Source organism: Psychrobacter sp. CX10, assembly GCF_057621575.2.
This window is the reverse complement of sequence record NZ_CM177736.1, coordinates 2734157-2751135: the sequence shown is the minus strand read 5'-3', so window position 1 is coordinate 2751135 and position 16979 is coordinate 2734157. Positions and strand designations below refer to the sequence as shown.

Genomic DNA, 16979 nt, shown 5'->3' with positions numbered 1-16979 from the left:
CTGGTTCGGTATAGAATCATTCCTCTTTAGATGTTTTGAAGTGATTTTCTCTCAAACAACACACTTATATTTGTTAAACCTAATCATTAATAGCTTCTGTAGGGTGTGCCCCGCGCACCGATTGCGTAGCCAAGCTTAATTCAACATCAAGACTGCCAATTCGAAGGTGTGGTTTAGCCCCGATTGTAGCGGATATACTTGGCACAGCAAGGCATTGCAGGCACTTAGCAAGAGGTCAGAAAATCATAGATTTTATCTTGCGTCGAGGCAAGTGTTCCCCAAACACTTGCTTTTTTCCTCCTCATATCGAGGTAACAGGAACGACACTTGCTTTAGTGCCTGCCGCCTTGCCAGTCAAGATAGTAGCGAAAAGCGAGACTAGCTACATCAGCCAAGCCTACCCTGTATTACGCAGCCCCGCCGCCAATGCATTGATACTGCGAATCAGCGGATCTTCTACCGCAAGCTCGTCTTTAGATTCATCAGATTCCCCCGCTTGACGCAACCGTTTTAACAGCTCAATTTGAATATAGTTCATCGGGTCAAGATAGGCATTGCGCCACTCAAGCGTCGATGCCAAATCCTGCTGACTGGCAAGCAAGGAGTCCTGCTGCAACAGCGAATTTAAACCATCATGGGTTAGGGTATGCTCATCAATGACTGCACTCATTATCCTGTCACGCAGCTGCTCATCATCGCAAAGTTGACTATACGCCTGTGCAATGCTCATTTCCGACTTGGAAAACGCCATCTCGATATTACTAATAAATGACTTAAAAAACGGCCAGTCTGTATTCATCTCCCTCATCAAATTTTCATCCGCTTTGACCGCAGCAAGCGCACTACCCACACCGTACCAAGCAGGCAGGGTAAAGCGAGCGAGTGACCAACCAAACACCCAAGGAATCGCTCGAATCGTCGATTTGCTCGGCAAGCCTTTTTTACGATGGGCAGGGCGTGAACCGATATTCAGTAAAGAAATCTCTTGTACGGGTGTGGCTTGTGAGTAAAATTGATAAAAGCCTTCGGTGTTGTCCGTCAATTTGCGATAGCTGGCCTCGCCTGCTTCTGCTAAACGGCTAAAGAGCGCCTCATAATCGGGCAAGGCTTTGGGCTGCTCGACAAAGCGTGATGAGCTGGCTTTGATAGCGCCAGTAATACCCATCGTCAGCTCATAGACGGCGGTATCAATGTTGGCGTATTTGGCATAGAGCACTTCGCCTTGTTCGGTGATTTTTATTTCACCATCGAGCGTGCCTGCGGGCTGTGCCGCAATCGCTTGATGCGTCGACCCGCCACCACGGCTGACCGAACCACCCCGCCCGTGGAACAGACGGGTTTTGATACCGTATTTTTCGGCTATTGCTTTGATGGTCTGCTGGGCGCTATACAATTGCCAAGCCGAGGTAATAATCCCGCCATCTTTGGACGAGTCTGAATAGCCCAGCATAATCTCTTGCATGTCGCCACTGGCTTTAAGCAGGTTACGATAGTAGGTATTGTCTAACAGCGCAGGCAGAATCTTATTGATGTTTTTAAGGTCGTCAATGGTCTCAAACAACGGGGCAACCGGTAGGGCTGCAAACGCCTGACCAGTCTCGTCTACACCTGACAATCCCGCAAAGCGCATCAACAACAGCACTTCTAACAATTGGCTGGCGTTATTGGTCATTGATATCACATAGCTACCAAATGCTCCCTCACCTGCCAGCTTGCGCAGCTTGGCAATAGAGTTCATCAAGGCGAGCTGCTCACGGGTTTTATCACTGAGCGAGTCGGCAAAAATGAGCGGTGCGCCATCATGCTCTAGTAGCTTAGTGAGCCATTCTAATCGCTCGCTTTCACTCAAAGCCGTATAGTCGGGCAAATTGGGCGCATGCGCAAAAATATCGGCAATAACCTCACCGTGATAGCCCGAATCTTGACGGATATCCAAAGCCGCCAAATGGAAACCACAGGTCTTGACCAAGCGAATCATATCACGCAGTAGACCATTGGCTTGAGCCTTGTCGTGCGCCTTAACGCTTTGACGAATAATACGCAAATCCTCCAAGAAGTCTTGCGGATTGGCATAGGCATCTAGCTTGGCAATGCTATCCTCCCCTTTACTTTGTATCAAGCGATTGGTCGCCTCTATCTTGGCAAGAATAATCGACAACAAACGGCGATACGGCTCGTGATTGTAGTCATCAGGATTGTAGATGAATATTTCCTCATCGAGCTCGGCATACGCCTTAATTTTTGCATACACCGCTGGCGCAATCTCGACAATGGTATCGCTATGAATCAACTGCCGACGCAGTTTTTTAAGCAGCACTCGATAATGACGCAGCACGGTATCGGCATGCATCAAAATCGACAGCTCAGTGGTCTCATGAGTGACAAACGGGTTGCCATCTCTATCGCCCCCAATCCACGAGCCAAAGTTTAAAAAGTCAGGAATCGGGTAGTCTGCCAACTCAGGATATACCTCACCAATAGCATTGGTAATATTGCGATACACTTGCGGAATCGCCTCAAACAAGCTGGCATTAAAATAATGCAAGCCGTTGTTAATCTCATCAAACACCAAGGGCTTACGCGTCCGCACCTCATCTGATGACCATAATAAATCGATTGTTTGTGCCGTGTGTTGTTTGGCTTGCGCAAAGGCGGTACTGTCCTCCGGCAAAGTGTTTAAATCATGGGTATAGTCATAAAGCGTTTGCAACATATTCATGGTAGTACGGCGGCGTGCTTCGGTCGGATGCGCCGTAAACACCGGGATATATTTTAGATTATCAATCAACTCTTTAATCTGCTCGGGGGCAATATTACGCTCACGGCACTCAAGCAACGTGCGCTTAAACGAGCCTTCCCACTTCTTATTAGAGTGCTGATCGGACTGGTCGCGTAATAGGTTTCTTTGCTGACGCAGGTAGTTCTCTTCGGTGAGATTTGCTAAAAAGAAGTAGATTGAGAATGCCCGAATAACCACTTTTAAAGTTTGGTTGTCCAACGAGGCAATCAGGTCAATCAGCTGCTGTTTTTTTTCTGGATTGGGGTCACGGCGCTCAGCAATAAAGCCTTTGCGGAGGGTTTCGATGGTTTGTACTGTATCCTCGCCAACTTGACGAGTGATGGTATCGCCCAATAGGTTGCCAAGCAAGCGTACACGGTCACGCAGTAAGGTGTTTTGCGAGGAGGAAGATGGCGTAGTAAGCGATGAAGACGGTGTTGGGGCGGGCGTTATCGGGACTGCAGGCATAGTGATTTCCTTATCTGATTATTGTGGACTAAAGCATGGCGCTGAGCTATAGCGTCTATGACTCTAAATTACCACAATCAACGAAAGGAGGTGTAGGGGGCTTTTGCAACAGAATATAAACGTGGGGTTTATGACTTATTGTGTCGTTGATTTTATGGCTAATGGTGTAGCTGGTCTTGCTTTTCGCTACTATCTTGGCTGGCACGGCAACAGGCGCTAATAGCAAATTTCGTTCCTGACTTAGCGATAACGCTCTTTGCCAAGCGCCTGTAGTGCCGTACTGCACCAAGTATATCCCCTACAATCAAGGCTAAACCGCTCCTAAGGCATAGTTAGGTGTGTTTAACCAACTCTGGTTTAAAATGACATCTTGTGCTGTATACTTCTCGAAATAATGATAAGTTATTGTGATAGAAAACCACAAATTGAAGACCTATGTATATCCCTAGAAAGCTAGAATATCGAACAGAAAATAAAGATGGAGAGATGATAACGGAAACACTTGAGGAGACTCAATTGTTAGAAATTGCTAAGTCTCAACCTGTTGTTGTGCTTGCGGATGCAGGGATGGGAAAGACTTTGCTAATAGAGAGAATCAAAAATATATCCCCAAATGAAATAGAGTCTTTAACTGCATCAGAATTGGTAAAAAAATCAATTAAAAGACTCGGTGTTGACGCTGGTAAAATTTTACTAATTGATGTATTTGATGAGGTTTCTTCTGCGACAGACAATAGCGGGATTGTATTGATGAACAATATAAAGAGGGTATTAATGTTTTTGTGATGGACTTATCAATTTGAACCTAATTTCAAAAATTTCTCGTAGTCCTCAGAATCCACAAAATAGAAATAGCTTACTATAACCTTTATTTAAAATAGCCACTTATACAGTCAGATCTGCACGTCATAAACAGAACTCGCCAGATCTGTTTTTTTTGACCTCACCGCCTACTTCTATACCCGCATCAGTCATAACAAACTCACCATCTTTTTTCAAATACTCTTATTTAAAATTTAATATCTTTGATGCTAAGCGCTAACGCTTCCTCGAAGGTGCGGTTTAGCCCCGATTGCAGCGGATATACTGCTTAGCTTATCGAGTTGCAGTGGCTTGCTTTGGGGCGGCGCACGAAGTAAGCGACGCGCCAACGCCTAGCCACTGCCTCGATGCGCTAGGCAGATAGCAGCGTAAAGCGGGACGAGCTACAACACTTCTGCCCACCCTTCAAAATGCTACGCCCATGTCGCCAGCCCGAGCCGTTCATTTCTACACCTTCACCCGTACCCATTTACCAATTAAATAACCTCTATCGGTTATGGGGGCGTCTAATTTTTGCTACAGTAAGCCTAACGGTAAACCCAACCAATAACATAATTAATAACATCATATAAGGTCACCCACATGAGCTTACTTACTACCCTAAATCTTACCTACCCCATCGTGCAAGCGCCTATGGCGGGCGGTGCGACTACCGCTGAGCTTATTGCGACTGTGAGTGAGTTTGGCGGTTTGGGAAGCCTTGGCGCGGGCATGACTGCTCCTGATGTATTGGATGAGCACATTAATGTGATTAAGTCGCTGACCGATCGTCCTTTTGCGGTGAATTTGATGGTGTTAAGTGAGCTTGAGTCTATTACGCTTGATGCGCCTGTGCCAGAGTGGTTACGCGCCTATTATGATAAAGAAAATATTGAACTTGATTTGCCAGATATGCCAGCGCATTCGTTTGATGAGCAGCTGCAGGTGCTACTGGACAATCCTGTGCCTGTTGCAAGTTTTACTTTTGGTATTATCAGCAAGGTGCAAGTCAATGCGCTACATAAGCTTGGCACAAAAGTTATCGGTACGGCGAACCATCCAGATGAGGCAAAAGCATGGGCAGATATTGGTGCAGATGCGGTGTGTGTGCAAGGGTACGAGGCGGGCGGGCATCGGGGTGGATGGTTGCCGCAAAGTGAGCAAGACCCCCTGGGGCTGTTGACTTTAATCAGTCGTACCAAAGCGGTTACAAAGATACCGCTTATCGCTGCTGGCGGAATCATGACTGGGCAAGACATCATTGCGGTCCAAGCGGCGGGCGCTGAAATGGCGAAGCTAGGTACTGCATTTTTGACCACGTATGAAAGCGGTATTAATCCTGTGTATAAAGCGGAGCTGATCAAAACATCAACGGGAGAGCGTAGCGGTGTTACCCGCCTTACTCGTTTGTTTTCGGGCAAGCCTGCGCGCGGTTTGGTGAATACTTTTATAGAAACTTACGCCCCGTATGACACTGCCTATGAAACGGCAAATCCAAACCCTGCTTTGCCTGCATATCCACAGCTAAATGCGATGACGCAGCCTATGCGCAAGGCGGCGGCACGGGCTGAAAATGTTGATTATATGTCGCTCTGGGCGGGGCAAGGTGTGCCGCAAGTACGCTTTGAGGCAACTAGTGAGCTTTTAGAGCGACTGGTCGCTCCGTTATCGCAATAGCATAAAAGCGTCATATAAGTAGCGCCTAGTTCTCGATACTATCTATACTATCTATTAAAGACTCAGCGCTATGTACTTACGTTGATGCTGGGTTATGGGGCCACAGGGTCATAGTTATTGGGTCATAGTTACTGGGTAATAGTTTTTAATCGATGGCTTGTTGGAACTTTTTGTAATCTTCTGCCGTCTGTTTTACATCTTCCAGCACTGGCACATGCCCGATGTCTTTCATCATGATGACTTGGGCTTGCGGTATTAGCGTTTTGATATACTCGGCGGTTTCTGGTCTAATCACTTGATCTTTGTCGCCCCAAGTCACCAAAGTGGGGATGTTGTTGTCCGCAATAATTTTGGCTCTTTCTTCGACGCTGTCTTGCACGATTTGCTCAAGAATTTTGGACTCAAGTGCTCGGTTTTCGATTCTTTGCTGCGCCATCACCGCCTTTACTGCGGTTGGAATATATGGCGGCTGGTGCATGACCAATTCAGTCAGTCTATCAAAGTCCTCATAGCTGCTAATCAGCAGAGGATTGTCTTCTAGTGTCGCCTCTTCAAGCGCTTCTGGAACCCCTACGGTCCAAAACCCAGCACTGTCTATTAGCCATAGGCTCTTGATCTCATTGGGATACATGGAGGCATACGCCACACTAATAGCGCCGCCCATCGAATTACCCCCAATGTTTAAACCCTGCGCCATGCCTTTGGCTTGCATCAGCTCGTGTAGGCGTTTGGCTTGATCTTCTGATCGGTAGTCCTTTTGCATTGGCTTATCTGATTCGCCAAACCCGAGCAGGTCAGGGATGACGACATGATAGTCGTCCAGCTTTTTGGACACTCGAATAAAGTTGTCCATATTACCGCCAAAGCCATGCACCAGTAGCAACGGCTCGCCAGCGGTATTGTTGTTATCTGCATAGACTAGGGTATCGCCAGACGATAGCTCGTACGATTTAACTTCGACACCTGCCCTATTGCGCTCAAACTGTAAGAGCGTTTGGGTGGTCGCCATTGTGACTGAATTAGGCGATGTACACCCAATTACCGTTACTGCCAGTAGTGCGGCAAGTCCTTTTTTTATGGCTTCTGTTTTTTTGCGCCCTATTAAAAATTGTGTCATTACCGCCCCTATCTGTGGTTGTGTGGTTATACTTTTATCAGTAAGTTATTTGTCGTCTAGTTGGTCTTTTAGAGTAATTAAATACACCAAAGGCCTTTATGACCACTCACAAAGGCCTTCGTTCTATAAATCCAAATCCAAATCTAAGCTTAAATTAGCGTTTCTTTATAACCTCTCTTTAGTATTTATAACTCAGCTTATACCTTTAAGCTCATACTCTAGTTAGCTCATACTTTAATTGGCAATGGCTTCTAAGACTTGGATAGGTAAGGTGACCACATCAAAGGCCAGTGCAAACGGCAGCAGTACCAACTTCTCGCCTGCGTTTTTGCCATTCGTGCGGGTGCGACTTTGCGTATTGGTATAAATTACGACAGGGTATGGCTTAGTTAGCGCGCTGTATTTTGATTGGATCATACTAAGGTTGCTAACCGCAGGGTAAACAGCGCCTTTGATAGGTACATCAAAACAAAAACGCTGTGCTGCAATACGTCTATCGCTAGCGCGGGTACACTCCTGCCCTCCATTTTGTAGGAAGAATTGATAGTCGCTGCGCTTAAACTCATCTTTTAACTTGGCATAGGACATTTTCATTTCACCTTGAAAATACCCGTCATTGTTTGGTGAATAAAAGGTCATGTCGCTATCGACTTGAATGTTTTCAGGCGTAAGGCTGGTTAAAATCTTGACCATTTCGGGTCCACCTTGGCTCAGCACGTAGCTGTTATTTTCACCTACAATAACCACGCTACTCGCGGGCATATTAGCTAACGGCTGAGCAGGACGCCCAAAGGCAACCAGCTGATCCTCTACAAGTATTTGCTTAGCTGATGTGGTACGCGTCGTTTGCGTATCGTCCAATAGCTCTGAGGTTGCACAGCCTGAGGTGGCTAATAGCGCTGCAATCGATACGCCGCAAAGTAGAGGCTTTACTGTTTTTTTAACAATCAATTTTGAGAGTGTCATAAAATCGTCCTTGTTGGTTATTATTTAATATCTGAACCAGCTAAATGTTTAAACTATCGAAGCGCTAAGCGGTTTGCTTAAGCCGTACTGTCATCAGACTAAATTAAAACAAGTGTAGATACAAGTTTATAATATACGCTGTTTTGGTAGTTTATAGCCGTTTTATTAAAGTACCTAGTTGCTAAAGCAATCTAAGCTAGAACCTAATACAGTGCGACAGACTGCGGTTGTATGAATAATACTGCAAATGAGTCTTACCCCTATGGCATACATCAATGTATAGCTATAAATTTAAAACAACTGTTTGGTAATGGTATACTATCGTAATGAGAATGATTTTTCTCAAGCTACTTTATTACCTTTTATGAGATTATTATGACGTCCGCTCCGCCCAACCGTACGCCGCAGCCACCTAAAACTCAGTCCGCCCCCCAATCGACTTCATCAGTATCAACCTCGTCAGTATCACCTCCCATAACCCGCTTATCCCCTATAAATCATCTACCTAGTGCAAAAACGTGGCATCGTTTTTTTGACACAACCCTGCTTAGCATTGGGTCTATTGCGCTGACGCTTGGGATCGTGTTTTTTGTTGCCTATAATTGGATGTATTTGGGCAAGATTGGTAAATTTGCACTGGTGGAGTCGGCATTGCTACTTTGTGTGGGTAGCTTTGGTGTATTGGCATATTTACGCAAGTTTGACTTTGCACAAAAGCTGTTGCTATTGATGGCGAGCATTGTGACGGGCAGTCTACTGGCGTTGGTTGGTCAGGTGTACCAAACTGGTGCTGACACATGGCAGCTGTTTTTTAGTTGGGCGGTCTTAATAACCCCTTTTGTTATCATCGCACGCTTGCCCGCCTTGTGGCTAATGTGGCTTGGGCTTATTAACATAACGCTGTCTTTATATATGGCAACAGGGCATCTTCTTGATGGGTCTTGGTTTGACTTCCCAGGGTTTACCCTTATAACGTTAGGGGTGTTAAACACTATTGCTTTACTCATTTGGCTTTATATCTTCGCTAAGCCAGACAGCCCTAACATAAAAAGTGACGATGCTAGACAAGACAGCTATATCAATAGTACGCACTCTCATAATCGCAGTAATCACTGGAGTACCTATGCCATAGGCGTTGTGACTGCGGTTTTTGCTACCGCTTTAGGCTTGTTTAACGTTATTAATGATGTGACATATTTGGAAAACAGCCGAGTTGGAAATGGTATTACCTTTGGTTTATGGGTATTTATTATGGGTCTTTTCTACTGGCGCTTTTACAAAAAAGAGCGCGATGTGTTGCTACTCACTTGTTTTTGTGCGTCTATCATCATCGTTGTTATGGCGCTTAGCATCAGATATCTTGGCACCAGCTATGATGCAGGCTCACTATTATTATATACAGTGATGCTTATTGGTATGAGCTCAGCCGCAATAACATGGTTATTAAAAATTCATAAACGTCAGGACACACCACTTCAAAACGCGGCGTCGAGTTCATCCTCAAACGTAAGCCATAACAGCAGCAACAATGTTAACCAGAACGTTACCCACAATGTTAGTCAGAGCATTACCAACAATGTTAGTCAGAACGTTAACCAGAACGTTGAAGAAACAATTACCGCATCAACGCTAAGTGATGAGGGAATGACTACTCTATCACCTTCGCCTGCAGCCAAAGCACATATGGATGACACCACCCCTTGGTATTTACAATTGTTTTTGGGTGGTAGTGGTCTGATATCTGGCGCATTAATAGTCGGCTTTTTGGCTTTGTTGTTTGATACAGCATTGAATAATACATCTTCAGGGATTATTGGCAGTATCTTAATTGCCATAAGCTTTGCATTGTTTTACAAAAACATTACCAGTCAACATGCATTTTTAGGCAGTTTTGCGTTTTCGTTGAGCTTTGCAGGTCAGTTTTTCGTCATGGTTATGTTGTCTGATGTCATTGATAATACGGCTATAAGCGTGGCAGTTGTTCTATTACTACAGCTATTATTGGTAATATGGTTGCCACACTTCATGCATCGTGTGGTCAGCGGTCTAATTGCTTTTGGCTGCCTTGTTTGGCTATTAAACGAGTTCAATGCCCCTGAGCTTGCTGCTGGTCTATTGGCATTGGCTACGGCTGTATTTGGGTTACAGCGTAGTGAGTTTTTACGCCATTTACGCCCAAAGCAACTTGCAGCGCTTACCTCACAAGATATTAACGACCCTGCTATAAATTCAAAAACCGTCCAAACATTTAAAGCCTTAGCCGTGGCAAGCGCACTGATGCTATTGCTAATTAGTTCCTTTTATATTATGGCAGATTACAGACCTTACCGAATGGGCATCTCTCATCAATTTTACTATCATTACCCTTTAGCACAAGGCGCATTAGTTGCCGCAAGCCTTTATGCTGCTTTTATTATTTTAAGGCGTTACGGGCTATCTTTATCAACAAAAATAGGTGTGATAGCCGCGCTTTCAATTATTGCATTGGGCATGGTTTCTTTATATGTGTCGGGGCTACTAGCCACTTGTTTGGTCATTGTGATTGCCTATGCGAATCAGCAACGCGCTTTGGTGGCACTCGGCGTAACAGCATTGGTAGGATATATTTTTTGGTACTACTATCAGCTAGACACCTCTCTTTTAGTCAAGTCGGTATCAATGCTGGCAGTCGGCATAGTCCTGTTATTGATTCGCTGGGTCTTACTGCATAAAGCATTTGTGCCTTCAGAGCGTTTATCTAGCCTGCAAGGAGGCGCTAAATGATATCTCAATATCCTATTACTGATCATGCTGAAACAGACCATCGCGGCGCACATCACTCCTCCAAACCTAATCTGGTCATTAAATTGACCTTTGCCTTCATTGGTTTGATAGTTACGCTGGTACTGGTTAATTGGAGTATTTATAAATACGAGACCCATTTGGCAACGGGCGACACCGTACTACTAGAGCTTGCGCCTGTTGACCCGCGTAGCTTAATGCAAGGCGATTACATGATACTGCAATATGCCATTGCTGATGACATTCAGCAAATTATCTCTCGGGAACTTAATGAGACTAAGAATAATGAGCGTTTTGGCAATGACAGTAACCGTCGTCGACTGTATGAATATTCAGGAGAGGGCTTTGCCATTATTAAAAAAGATGCTCATAACGTTGGTCATTTGGTAAAATTAAGCAAGGCTGCTATACCATCGTCAGAATTAAAGCCAAATGAGATGCCGTTATTTTATCGTGCGCGTAAAGGACAAATTAAACTAGCGACCAATGCGTTCTTTTTCCAAGAAGGGCACGGCGAGGCGTACGAAGCGGCAGAATATGGGTTGTTTCGGGTCAATGAAAAAGGCGAGCCGCTACTTACCGATATGGTGGATGAAAACTTTGAAGTGATTACACCAGAATAACTGTGCTTATCGGCTTAAGCTATTTAACCTTTCCCTTTCTTGAGCTTTTAGACGTCAGTGTCAGCTTATGTTTGCCAAACTTTAAAACTAACACTTACGAAATTATAGAGTGGTGTCGAGGTACAATACCCAACATTTCGCAAATAAGATAACCGTTTCTAATGGGCAATTTACTATCTAGCCCTACTATCAAATCCTACTATCTAAACCTACTATCTAAAAAACGACCCTAAAATTCCTCGTACGATACGCCCTCCAGAAGGGCCCGCCACCTTGCGTGCTACCTCTGATGCCAGTGTGCTTACCAGCCTTTTTTGCATACGTGCTCTATCCCGCTCATCTCTTTGTTGCATTTTAAGTGCCGCAGCTTCGGCTTTAGCATCTAGTTTCGCCTGCTCCTCGGCAGCTTGTTCTGCAGTTTCACGCTCAATCTCTAATTGTGCTTGTTTCTCTGCTTCAATGACAGCCAGCTGGGCACGTTTATTCAATAGCTCATAAGCACTCTCTCGATCAATCGCTTCGTCGTACACGCCAGCTAAATCGCTACCGTCCATAACATCTAAGCGTTGACCTTTGCTAAGAGGTTTAAACTGGCTGTTTGGCGCCAGCATCCAAACTCGTTCTACGGGTGTTGGTGTGCCTGTGTCGTCTAGAACACTGACCAAAGCCTCACCCACCCCAAGTGTGGTGAGAGACGCCTCAACGTCGACATTTGGGTTGGGTCTAAACGTTTGCGCAGCAGCTCGAATTGCCTTTTGGTCTTTCGGAGTAAAGGCACGTAAGGCGTGCTGGATACGATGACCCAATTGACCTAAAATGTCATCTGGGATATCGGTAGGATTTTGGGTGATAAAGTAAATGCCGACGCCTTTTGAGCGAATCAGGCGCACCACTTGTTCTATTTTTTCAGCCAAAGCGTCATTGGCATCTTCAAACAACAGGTGCGCTTCATCAAAGAAAAACACCATTTTAGGCTTTTCGGCATCGCCCACTTCGGGCATGGATTCAAATAGTTCTGATATCAGCCATAGCAATAAGCAGCTATATAATTGCGGGCTTAGCATGAGCTTATCGGCTGCTAAAATATTGATAACGCCGCGGCCATGCTCGTCTGTTTGTATTAAATCCTCAAGGTTTAGTGCTGGCTCGCCAAAAAACTGATCTGCCCCTTGATCTTCTAAAGTTAGCAGCTTGCGCTGAATCGCGCCAATGCTGGCGGCAGATATGTTGCCGTAGCGATTACGCAGCTCCGATTTATTATCATTAATAAACTGTAGCATTTGCCGCAAATCTTTCATATCCAGTAGCAGCAATCCCTCATCATCTGCCACTCGAAACGCCACGGTAAGCACCCCAGACTGGGTATCATTTAAGCCTAACAATTGCGACATTATCAGCGGACCCATCTCGCTTATAGTAGTCCGTATGGGATGACCTTGATCGCCATACACATCCCAAAACACACAACGATAGCCTGTAAATTCTGGCGTGGGAAGTTGCAAGTCATCTAAGCGCTGCTGCAACTTATCGCTCATCTCGCCAGCGTGTGCTAGCCCTGATATATCCCCTTTAACATCTGCCATAAATACGGGCACGCCCTGCTCGGCAAATTGCTCTGCCAGCACTTTTAACGAAACCGTTTTACCTGTACCCGTTGCTCCTGCAATCAGTCCATGACGATTGGCCATGTTGGAGCGGATAGATACGGGGTTTCTTTGAGAGTCAGATGCTGCGGTGGGATATGCGATAGTCAGGTTTGCCATAGATGTGCTCATTATAAATGTGTATTTAGTTAGTTTTACTATAGCACTGCAAATGCATCTTTAAAATAGGCTAAATAGAGGAATGTAAAAAAGCTAATAATGAATCAATACGCTTTAATCTTTACAACAGACTCTAACTCAAATTAAAACTACTGACTGGTGGTGTTTGTGATTTTAATGTTTTAGTTAAAACTTGATACTAAGTTTAGTGAAATCTTTTGATAAATTTATAGAATCGCAACGTCTTCGATGCTGCTTTTTTTGCGTCACAGTGGTCTGTCCGTTTATATCGGTTATACTAAATCATAACTACTCTCTAAAATATGAGAAATAAAATGTCAGATTTGAATTTTTGGTTGCTGTTTTTGACAGCGGCACTTGCACTCAATATCGCCCCTGGTCCTGACCTACTATATATCCTGACTAAGACAGTTAGTGGTGGTAGAAGAATCGGTATCGCTTCAGCTCTAGGTGTATGTACGGGCGCTTTGTTTCACGTAATAATAGCAGCAACGGGTCTATCGGCTATTTTAGTATCTTCTGCTATTGCTTTTAGCATCGTTAAATATATAGGTGCGTTGTACCTTTTGTATTTAGCCTATAAGTCATTTAAGTCATCTGGGTTTGAGCTAGATATTAACGAGCAAAAGCGAACTACGCAGTCGCTTGCATCAGCATTTAGACAAGGGGTGATTATCGACATATTAAATCCCAAGGTCGCACTATTTTTTATGGCGTTTTTACCGCAGTTTGTTCGACCTGATGCAGGTGCGGTTTCGTCTCAGTTGTTATATTTGGGGTTGATGGTTATTGCAGTTGCTATTGTGGTTGAATGTGCTTATGTGTTGGTTGCTGACAAGGTAGCTTATAAGATACGAAGTCATAGGAGGATTAGCATGTGGTTAGATAGATTTGTAGGTAGTATCTTTGCAGGATTAGGAATTAAGTTGGCGACTTCAAGTAACTAATAAAAGTTATCCTTACCCTCATAAACATCATATTAAATTTTTAAGTGTTCATTATGTCAAATTCCATTTCTCAACTAGCGCAACTGCTCGACACTAAAGAAGATGAAGTCGTTGAGTTCAAAGAAGCCAAAAAACAGTATGACTTTAAGAAGTTATGTAAATACTTTTCAGCGTTAAGTAACGAAGCCAATCTAAAAGCAAAAAAGTGCGCATGGCTAGTATTGGGAGTGGATAATGATAAGAATGTCGTAGGTACTCAAGCATATACAAATGCTAGCTTCTTAGATAGCTTAAAAAAGAATACAGCTGACCGCATGACAGGGCGAGTGACATTTATTGATATACACGAAGTTGCTCACCCTAATGGCAGAGTCCTCATGTTACAAATACCACCTGCACCACAAGGTATGCCTATCGCATCTGACGGACACTACTACGGACGAGACGGCTCTTCGCTAGTAGCACTAAATATAAATGAGCTGGAGACTATTCGAGCATCGGTACAGTCCGACTGGAGCCGGCATATTATCAGTGGTGCTAGTATTGAGGATTTAGACCCCGATGCTATAGCCTTTGCTCGCTTAAGGTATGCTGAAAAGAACCAAAAGCTTAAAGATGAAATAGAAGCTTGGGATGATCAAAAGTTCTTAGATAAAGCTAAACTTACCTTTAAAGGGCAAATTACACGTACCGCTATTTTACTATTAGGTAAAAGTGAATCAGAGTATTTTATTAATCCTGCGTCTGCAAAAATAACTTGGATACTCAAAGACAAGGAGGGTATCGAGAAGGACTATGAACATTTTGCTTGCCCTTTACTTTTGGCTGTAGACAAGGTATTTAATAAAATTCGCAATTTGAAATACCGTTATATGCAGGGCGATACCTTATTCCCTGAAGAAGTTGAGCAATATGCCCCTTATTTGATTCGAGAATCATTAAACAATGCCATTGCCCATCAAGACTATGAGCAAGGTGGACGTATTACGCTAGTTGAATTTGAAGATGGTAAGTTAGTTATAAAAAATGAAGGACGTTTTATTCCTGTTAGCGTTGAGGCGGTGGTAAAGGAAGACGCCCCTGAACATCGCTATCGCAATAAGTTCTTGGCAGAAGCAATGGTTAATCTAAATATGATAGATACCATTGGTAGTGGTATCAGAAAAATGTTTATGATTCAGCGTAATAAATTTTTTCCTTTGCCTGAATACGATATTACCAATAATAAAGTTGAGGTAACCATTTACGGTAAGGTTTTAGATTTAGCTTATGCGCAAAAACTAGCTCAAGCACCAGATTTATTGCTTGAAGATATTATCCTGCTAGATAAAATGCAGAAAGATAAGGTTCTTAGTGATAGTGAAGCTAAATACCTCAAAGGTCGTCAACTCATTGAGGGTAGAAAGCCAAACTATCATATTGGCAAACATATCGCAGAGCAGACTGATGAAATGGCGAGCTATATTAAGCATAAAGGGATGAATAATCAGTATTACAAAGATATTATCATTCAGTGCCTTGATGAATATGGTGCAATAAAGCGCTCATTATTCGACGAGATTCTTTTTGATAAACTACCAGATGTACTTTCAGAGCAACAGAAAAAAGATAAAGTGCGAAACTTGCTACAAGACTTGCGCAGACATAATAAAATTCAAGTAGAAAGAAAGCTTTGGAAGCTAGTAGATGAATAAACCTTTAAATTTAAACTTCGAGGTGTAACTTTTAGGCATTGCGGTGTAATTTTAGACGTCAAGGTGTAGTTTTTAGACGTCAAGGTGTAGTTTTTAGACGTCAAGGTGTAGTTTTTAGAAACTGTGGAATTAGCTCCAATTCCGTAGTCAAATATTTGATCTTTAAATCTGTAGCTAAATCAGTTAAACACTCCCAATCCAAAATCCAAAAGCGGTTTAGCCCCGATTGCAACGGATATCCTGCTTATTGAGACGAATTGCAGAGGCTTGTTTTTTTCAGAAAATCGTAGATTTTCTCTTGCGTCGGGGTGAAGCAGTGCTTCACTTTATCCCTCCTCAGGCGCACGAAGTAAGCGACACCCCAAAGCTTAGCCTCTGCCTCGGATAAATAAGCAGATAGGAGTGGAAAGCGGGATAAGCTACTTGTTATTGATAAGAATTAGCAAGTTATCATTAAAAACATTAAATTTATCGTGTTATTAATGGGTTTTAAGGTATGGGTTTTAATTTTTTTGAATACAAATTTCTTGTTATTTAGTCCTATATTTAAATAACTTAAATCTTTTTATATTTAAATAAAGCCATGCAAACACTAAGTTTATCCCCCAGGCTAATACACTTTCAGTTTGGTAGATATGAAGTGGGGTAAGCCATTCGAAGTATGGAGCGAGTTGATACAGCCCCAATTTTAAAAAGCGTAAAGTAACCGCTGATAAGGTTAATGCATAGCTATAAACCATTAAGGTTCTGTGTCGTTTGAAACGTCTTTTTAAGGCAAAATAAACGCCCCCTAACGTAGTCAATCCCCATAATAAACACAATACAGTAAAGCTCATCCGAACGGGCAGCCCGCCTAGCGCTGTTAAAGCCAATACAAGCCCCGAAGGTAATGCCAACCCTAGAATAATAAAGACATAACCATACCCCAATCTACGATGCCATTTTGCATAATTAGGAAAACGAACCGAGTTGAATATATTCCAAAACTGGGTAAACCCTGCCAGCATGGCAATGCCACTACTGTAAACATGCACTTTGAACGCAAGTCTCCACCAGTTGTACTCGACCCAACTTCTTTTTAAGATGAGAAACCCTGCTCTGTCCTCAAAGGGGATATAAATAAGTACCGTTTTGGCCATTAACCAACAAAACCATACCAGTAACCCCAAGCTGAGAAACTTTAAGGCCTTGCCTAATAATTTATGTTCATATCTAATAGTTGACATACAATAAGATCTAAATGGATTTTAAATGAATAATTAATTCAATTTAATTAATTTTTAATAGAATATGCTACATTAAATTTAACCTATTGACTCAATAATAATAAGAATTTTTTTAA

General features: G+C 43.3%; 12 protein-coding genes. 6 read left to right on the top strand and 6 right to left on the bottom strand.

Annotated features, from left to right (window positions below):
• Positions 1 to 79 precede the first annotated feature (79 nt).
• Both AC21OH_RS11135 and ppc read right to left on the bottom strand, forming a co-directional pair.
• On the bottom strand, positions 80 to 205 hold the full coding sequence (locus AC21OH_RS11135) for a hypothetical protein (protein WP_487369882.1): 126 nt from the start codon (positions 203 to 205) through the stop codon (positions 80 to 82).
• A 192-nt stretch (positions 206 to 397) separates the two neighbouring features.
• Positions 398 to 3247 carry a phosphoenolpyruvate carboxylase gene (gene ppc, locus AC21OH_RS11130; protein WP_487369883.1) on the bottom strand — a complete coding sequence of 950 codons (2850 nt, stop codon included), beginning with the start codon at positions 3245 to 3247 and terminating at the stop codon, positions 398 to 400.
• A gap of 435 nt (positions 3248 to 3682) precedes the next feature.
• Here ppc and AC21OH_RS11125 point away from each other — a divergent pair, with 435 nt between their 5' ends.
• Positions 3683 to 4033, top strand: a complete 351-nt coding sequence (locus AC21OH_RS11125) for a hypothetical protein (protein WP_487369885.1) — start codon at positions 3683 to 3685, stop codon at positions 4031 to 4033.
• 618 nt (positions 4034 to 4651) lie between these two features.
• Complete coding sequence (locus AC21OH_RS11120) at positions 4652 to 5725, top strand: NAD(P)H-dependent flavin oxidoreductase (RefSeq protein ID WP_487369886.1); 1074 nt, start codon at positions 4652 to 4654, stop codon at positions 5723 to 5725.
• A 145-nt stretch (positions 5726 to 5870) separates the two neighbouring features.
• Here AC21OH_RS11120 and AC21OH_RS11115 read toward each other — a convergent pair whose 3' ends face one another.
• Together AC21OH_RS11115 and AC21OH_RS11110 are read right to left on the bottom strand one after the other, a co-directional pair.
• Positions 5871 to 6842 (bottom strand): alpha/beta hydrolase, encoded by a 972-nt coding sequence (locus tag AC21OH_RS11115; RefSeq protein WP_487369887.1) that lies wholly within the window; start codon positions 6840 to 6842, stop codon positions 5871 to 5873.
• Between the two features lie 234 nt (positions 6843 to 7076).
• Positions 7077 to 7808, bottom strand: a complete 732-nt coding sequence (locus AC21OH_RS11110; protein WP_487369889.1) for a YidX family protein — start codon at positions 7806 to 7808, stop codon at positions 7077 to 7079.
• Between the two features lie 375 nt (positions 7809 to 8183).
• On the opposite strand from AC21OH_RS11110, the gene AC21OH_RS11105 reads away from it, so the two are divergent.
• Together AC21OH_RS11105 and AC21OH_RS11100 are read left to right on the top strand one after the other, a co-directional pair.
• Complete coding sequence (locus AC21OH_RS11105) at positions 8184 to 10571, top strand: DUF4401 domain-containing protein (protein ID WP_487369890.1); 2388 nt, start codon at positions 8184 to 8186, stop codon at positions 10569 to 10571.
• Positions 10568 to 11212 (top strand): GDYXXLXY domain-containing protein, encoded by a 645-nt coding sequence (locus tag AC21OH_RS11100; RefSeq protein ID WP_487369892.1) that lies wholly within the window; start codon positions 10568 to 10570, stop codon positions 11210 to 11212. The genes AC21OH_RS11105 and AC21OH_RS11100 overlap by 4 nt, the downstream gene beginning before the upstream one ends.
• A gap of 212 nt (positions 11213 to 11424) precedes the next feature.
• On the opposite strand, the gene AC21OH_RS11095 is transcribed toward AC21OH_RS11100, so the two are convergent.
• Positions 11425 to 12975 carry a helicase HerA-like domain-containing protein gene (locus AC21OH_RS11095; RefSeq protein ID WP_487369894.1) on the bottom strand — a complete coding sequence of 517 codons (1551 nt, stop codon included), beginning with the start codon at positions 12973 to 12975 and terminating at the stop codon, positions 11425 to 11427.
• A 335-nt stretch (positions 12976 to 13310) separates the two neighbouring features.
• Here AC21OH_RS11095 and AC21OH_RS11090 point away from each other — a divergent pair, with 335 nt between their 5' ends.
• Together AC21OH_RS11090 and AC21OH_RS11085 are read left to right on the top strand one after the other, a co-directional pair.
• Positions 13311 to 13943: a LysE family translocator gene (locus AC21OH_RS11090; protein ID WP_487369895.1), complete on the top strand. Its 633-nt coding sequence runs from the start codon at positions 13311 to 13313 to the stop codon at positions 13941 to 13943.
• A gap of 53 nt (positions 13944 to 13996) precedes the next feature.
• Positions 13997 to 15637, top strand: a complete 1641-nt coding sequence (locus AC21OH_RS11085; protein ID WP_487369897.1) for an RNA-binding domain-containing protein — start codon at positions 13997 to 13999, stop codon at positions 15635 to 15637.
• Between the two features lie 530 nt (positions 15638 to 16167).
• On the opposite strand, the gene AC21OH_RS11080 is transcribed toward AC21OH_RS11085, so the two are convergent.
• The gene (locus tag AC21OH_RS11080) at positions 16168 to 16863 is read right to left on the bottom strand and encodes a DUF2306 domain-containing protein (protein ID WP_487369898.1); all 696 of its coding nucleotides are present in this window, start codon (positions 16861 to 16863) and stop codon (positions 16168 to 16170) included.
• Between the last annotated feature and the right edge of the window lie 116 nt (positions 16864 to 16979).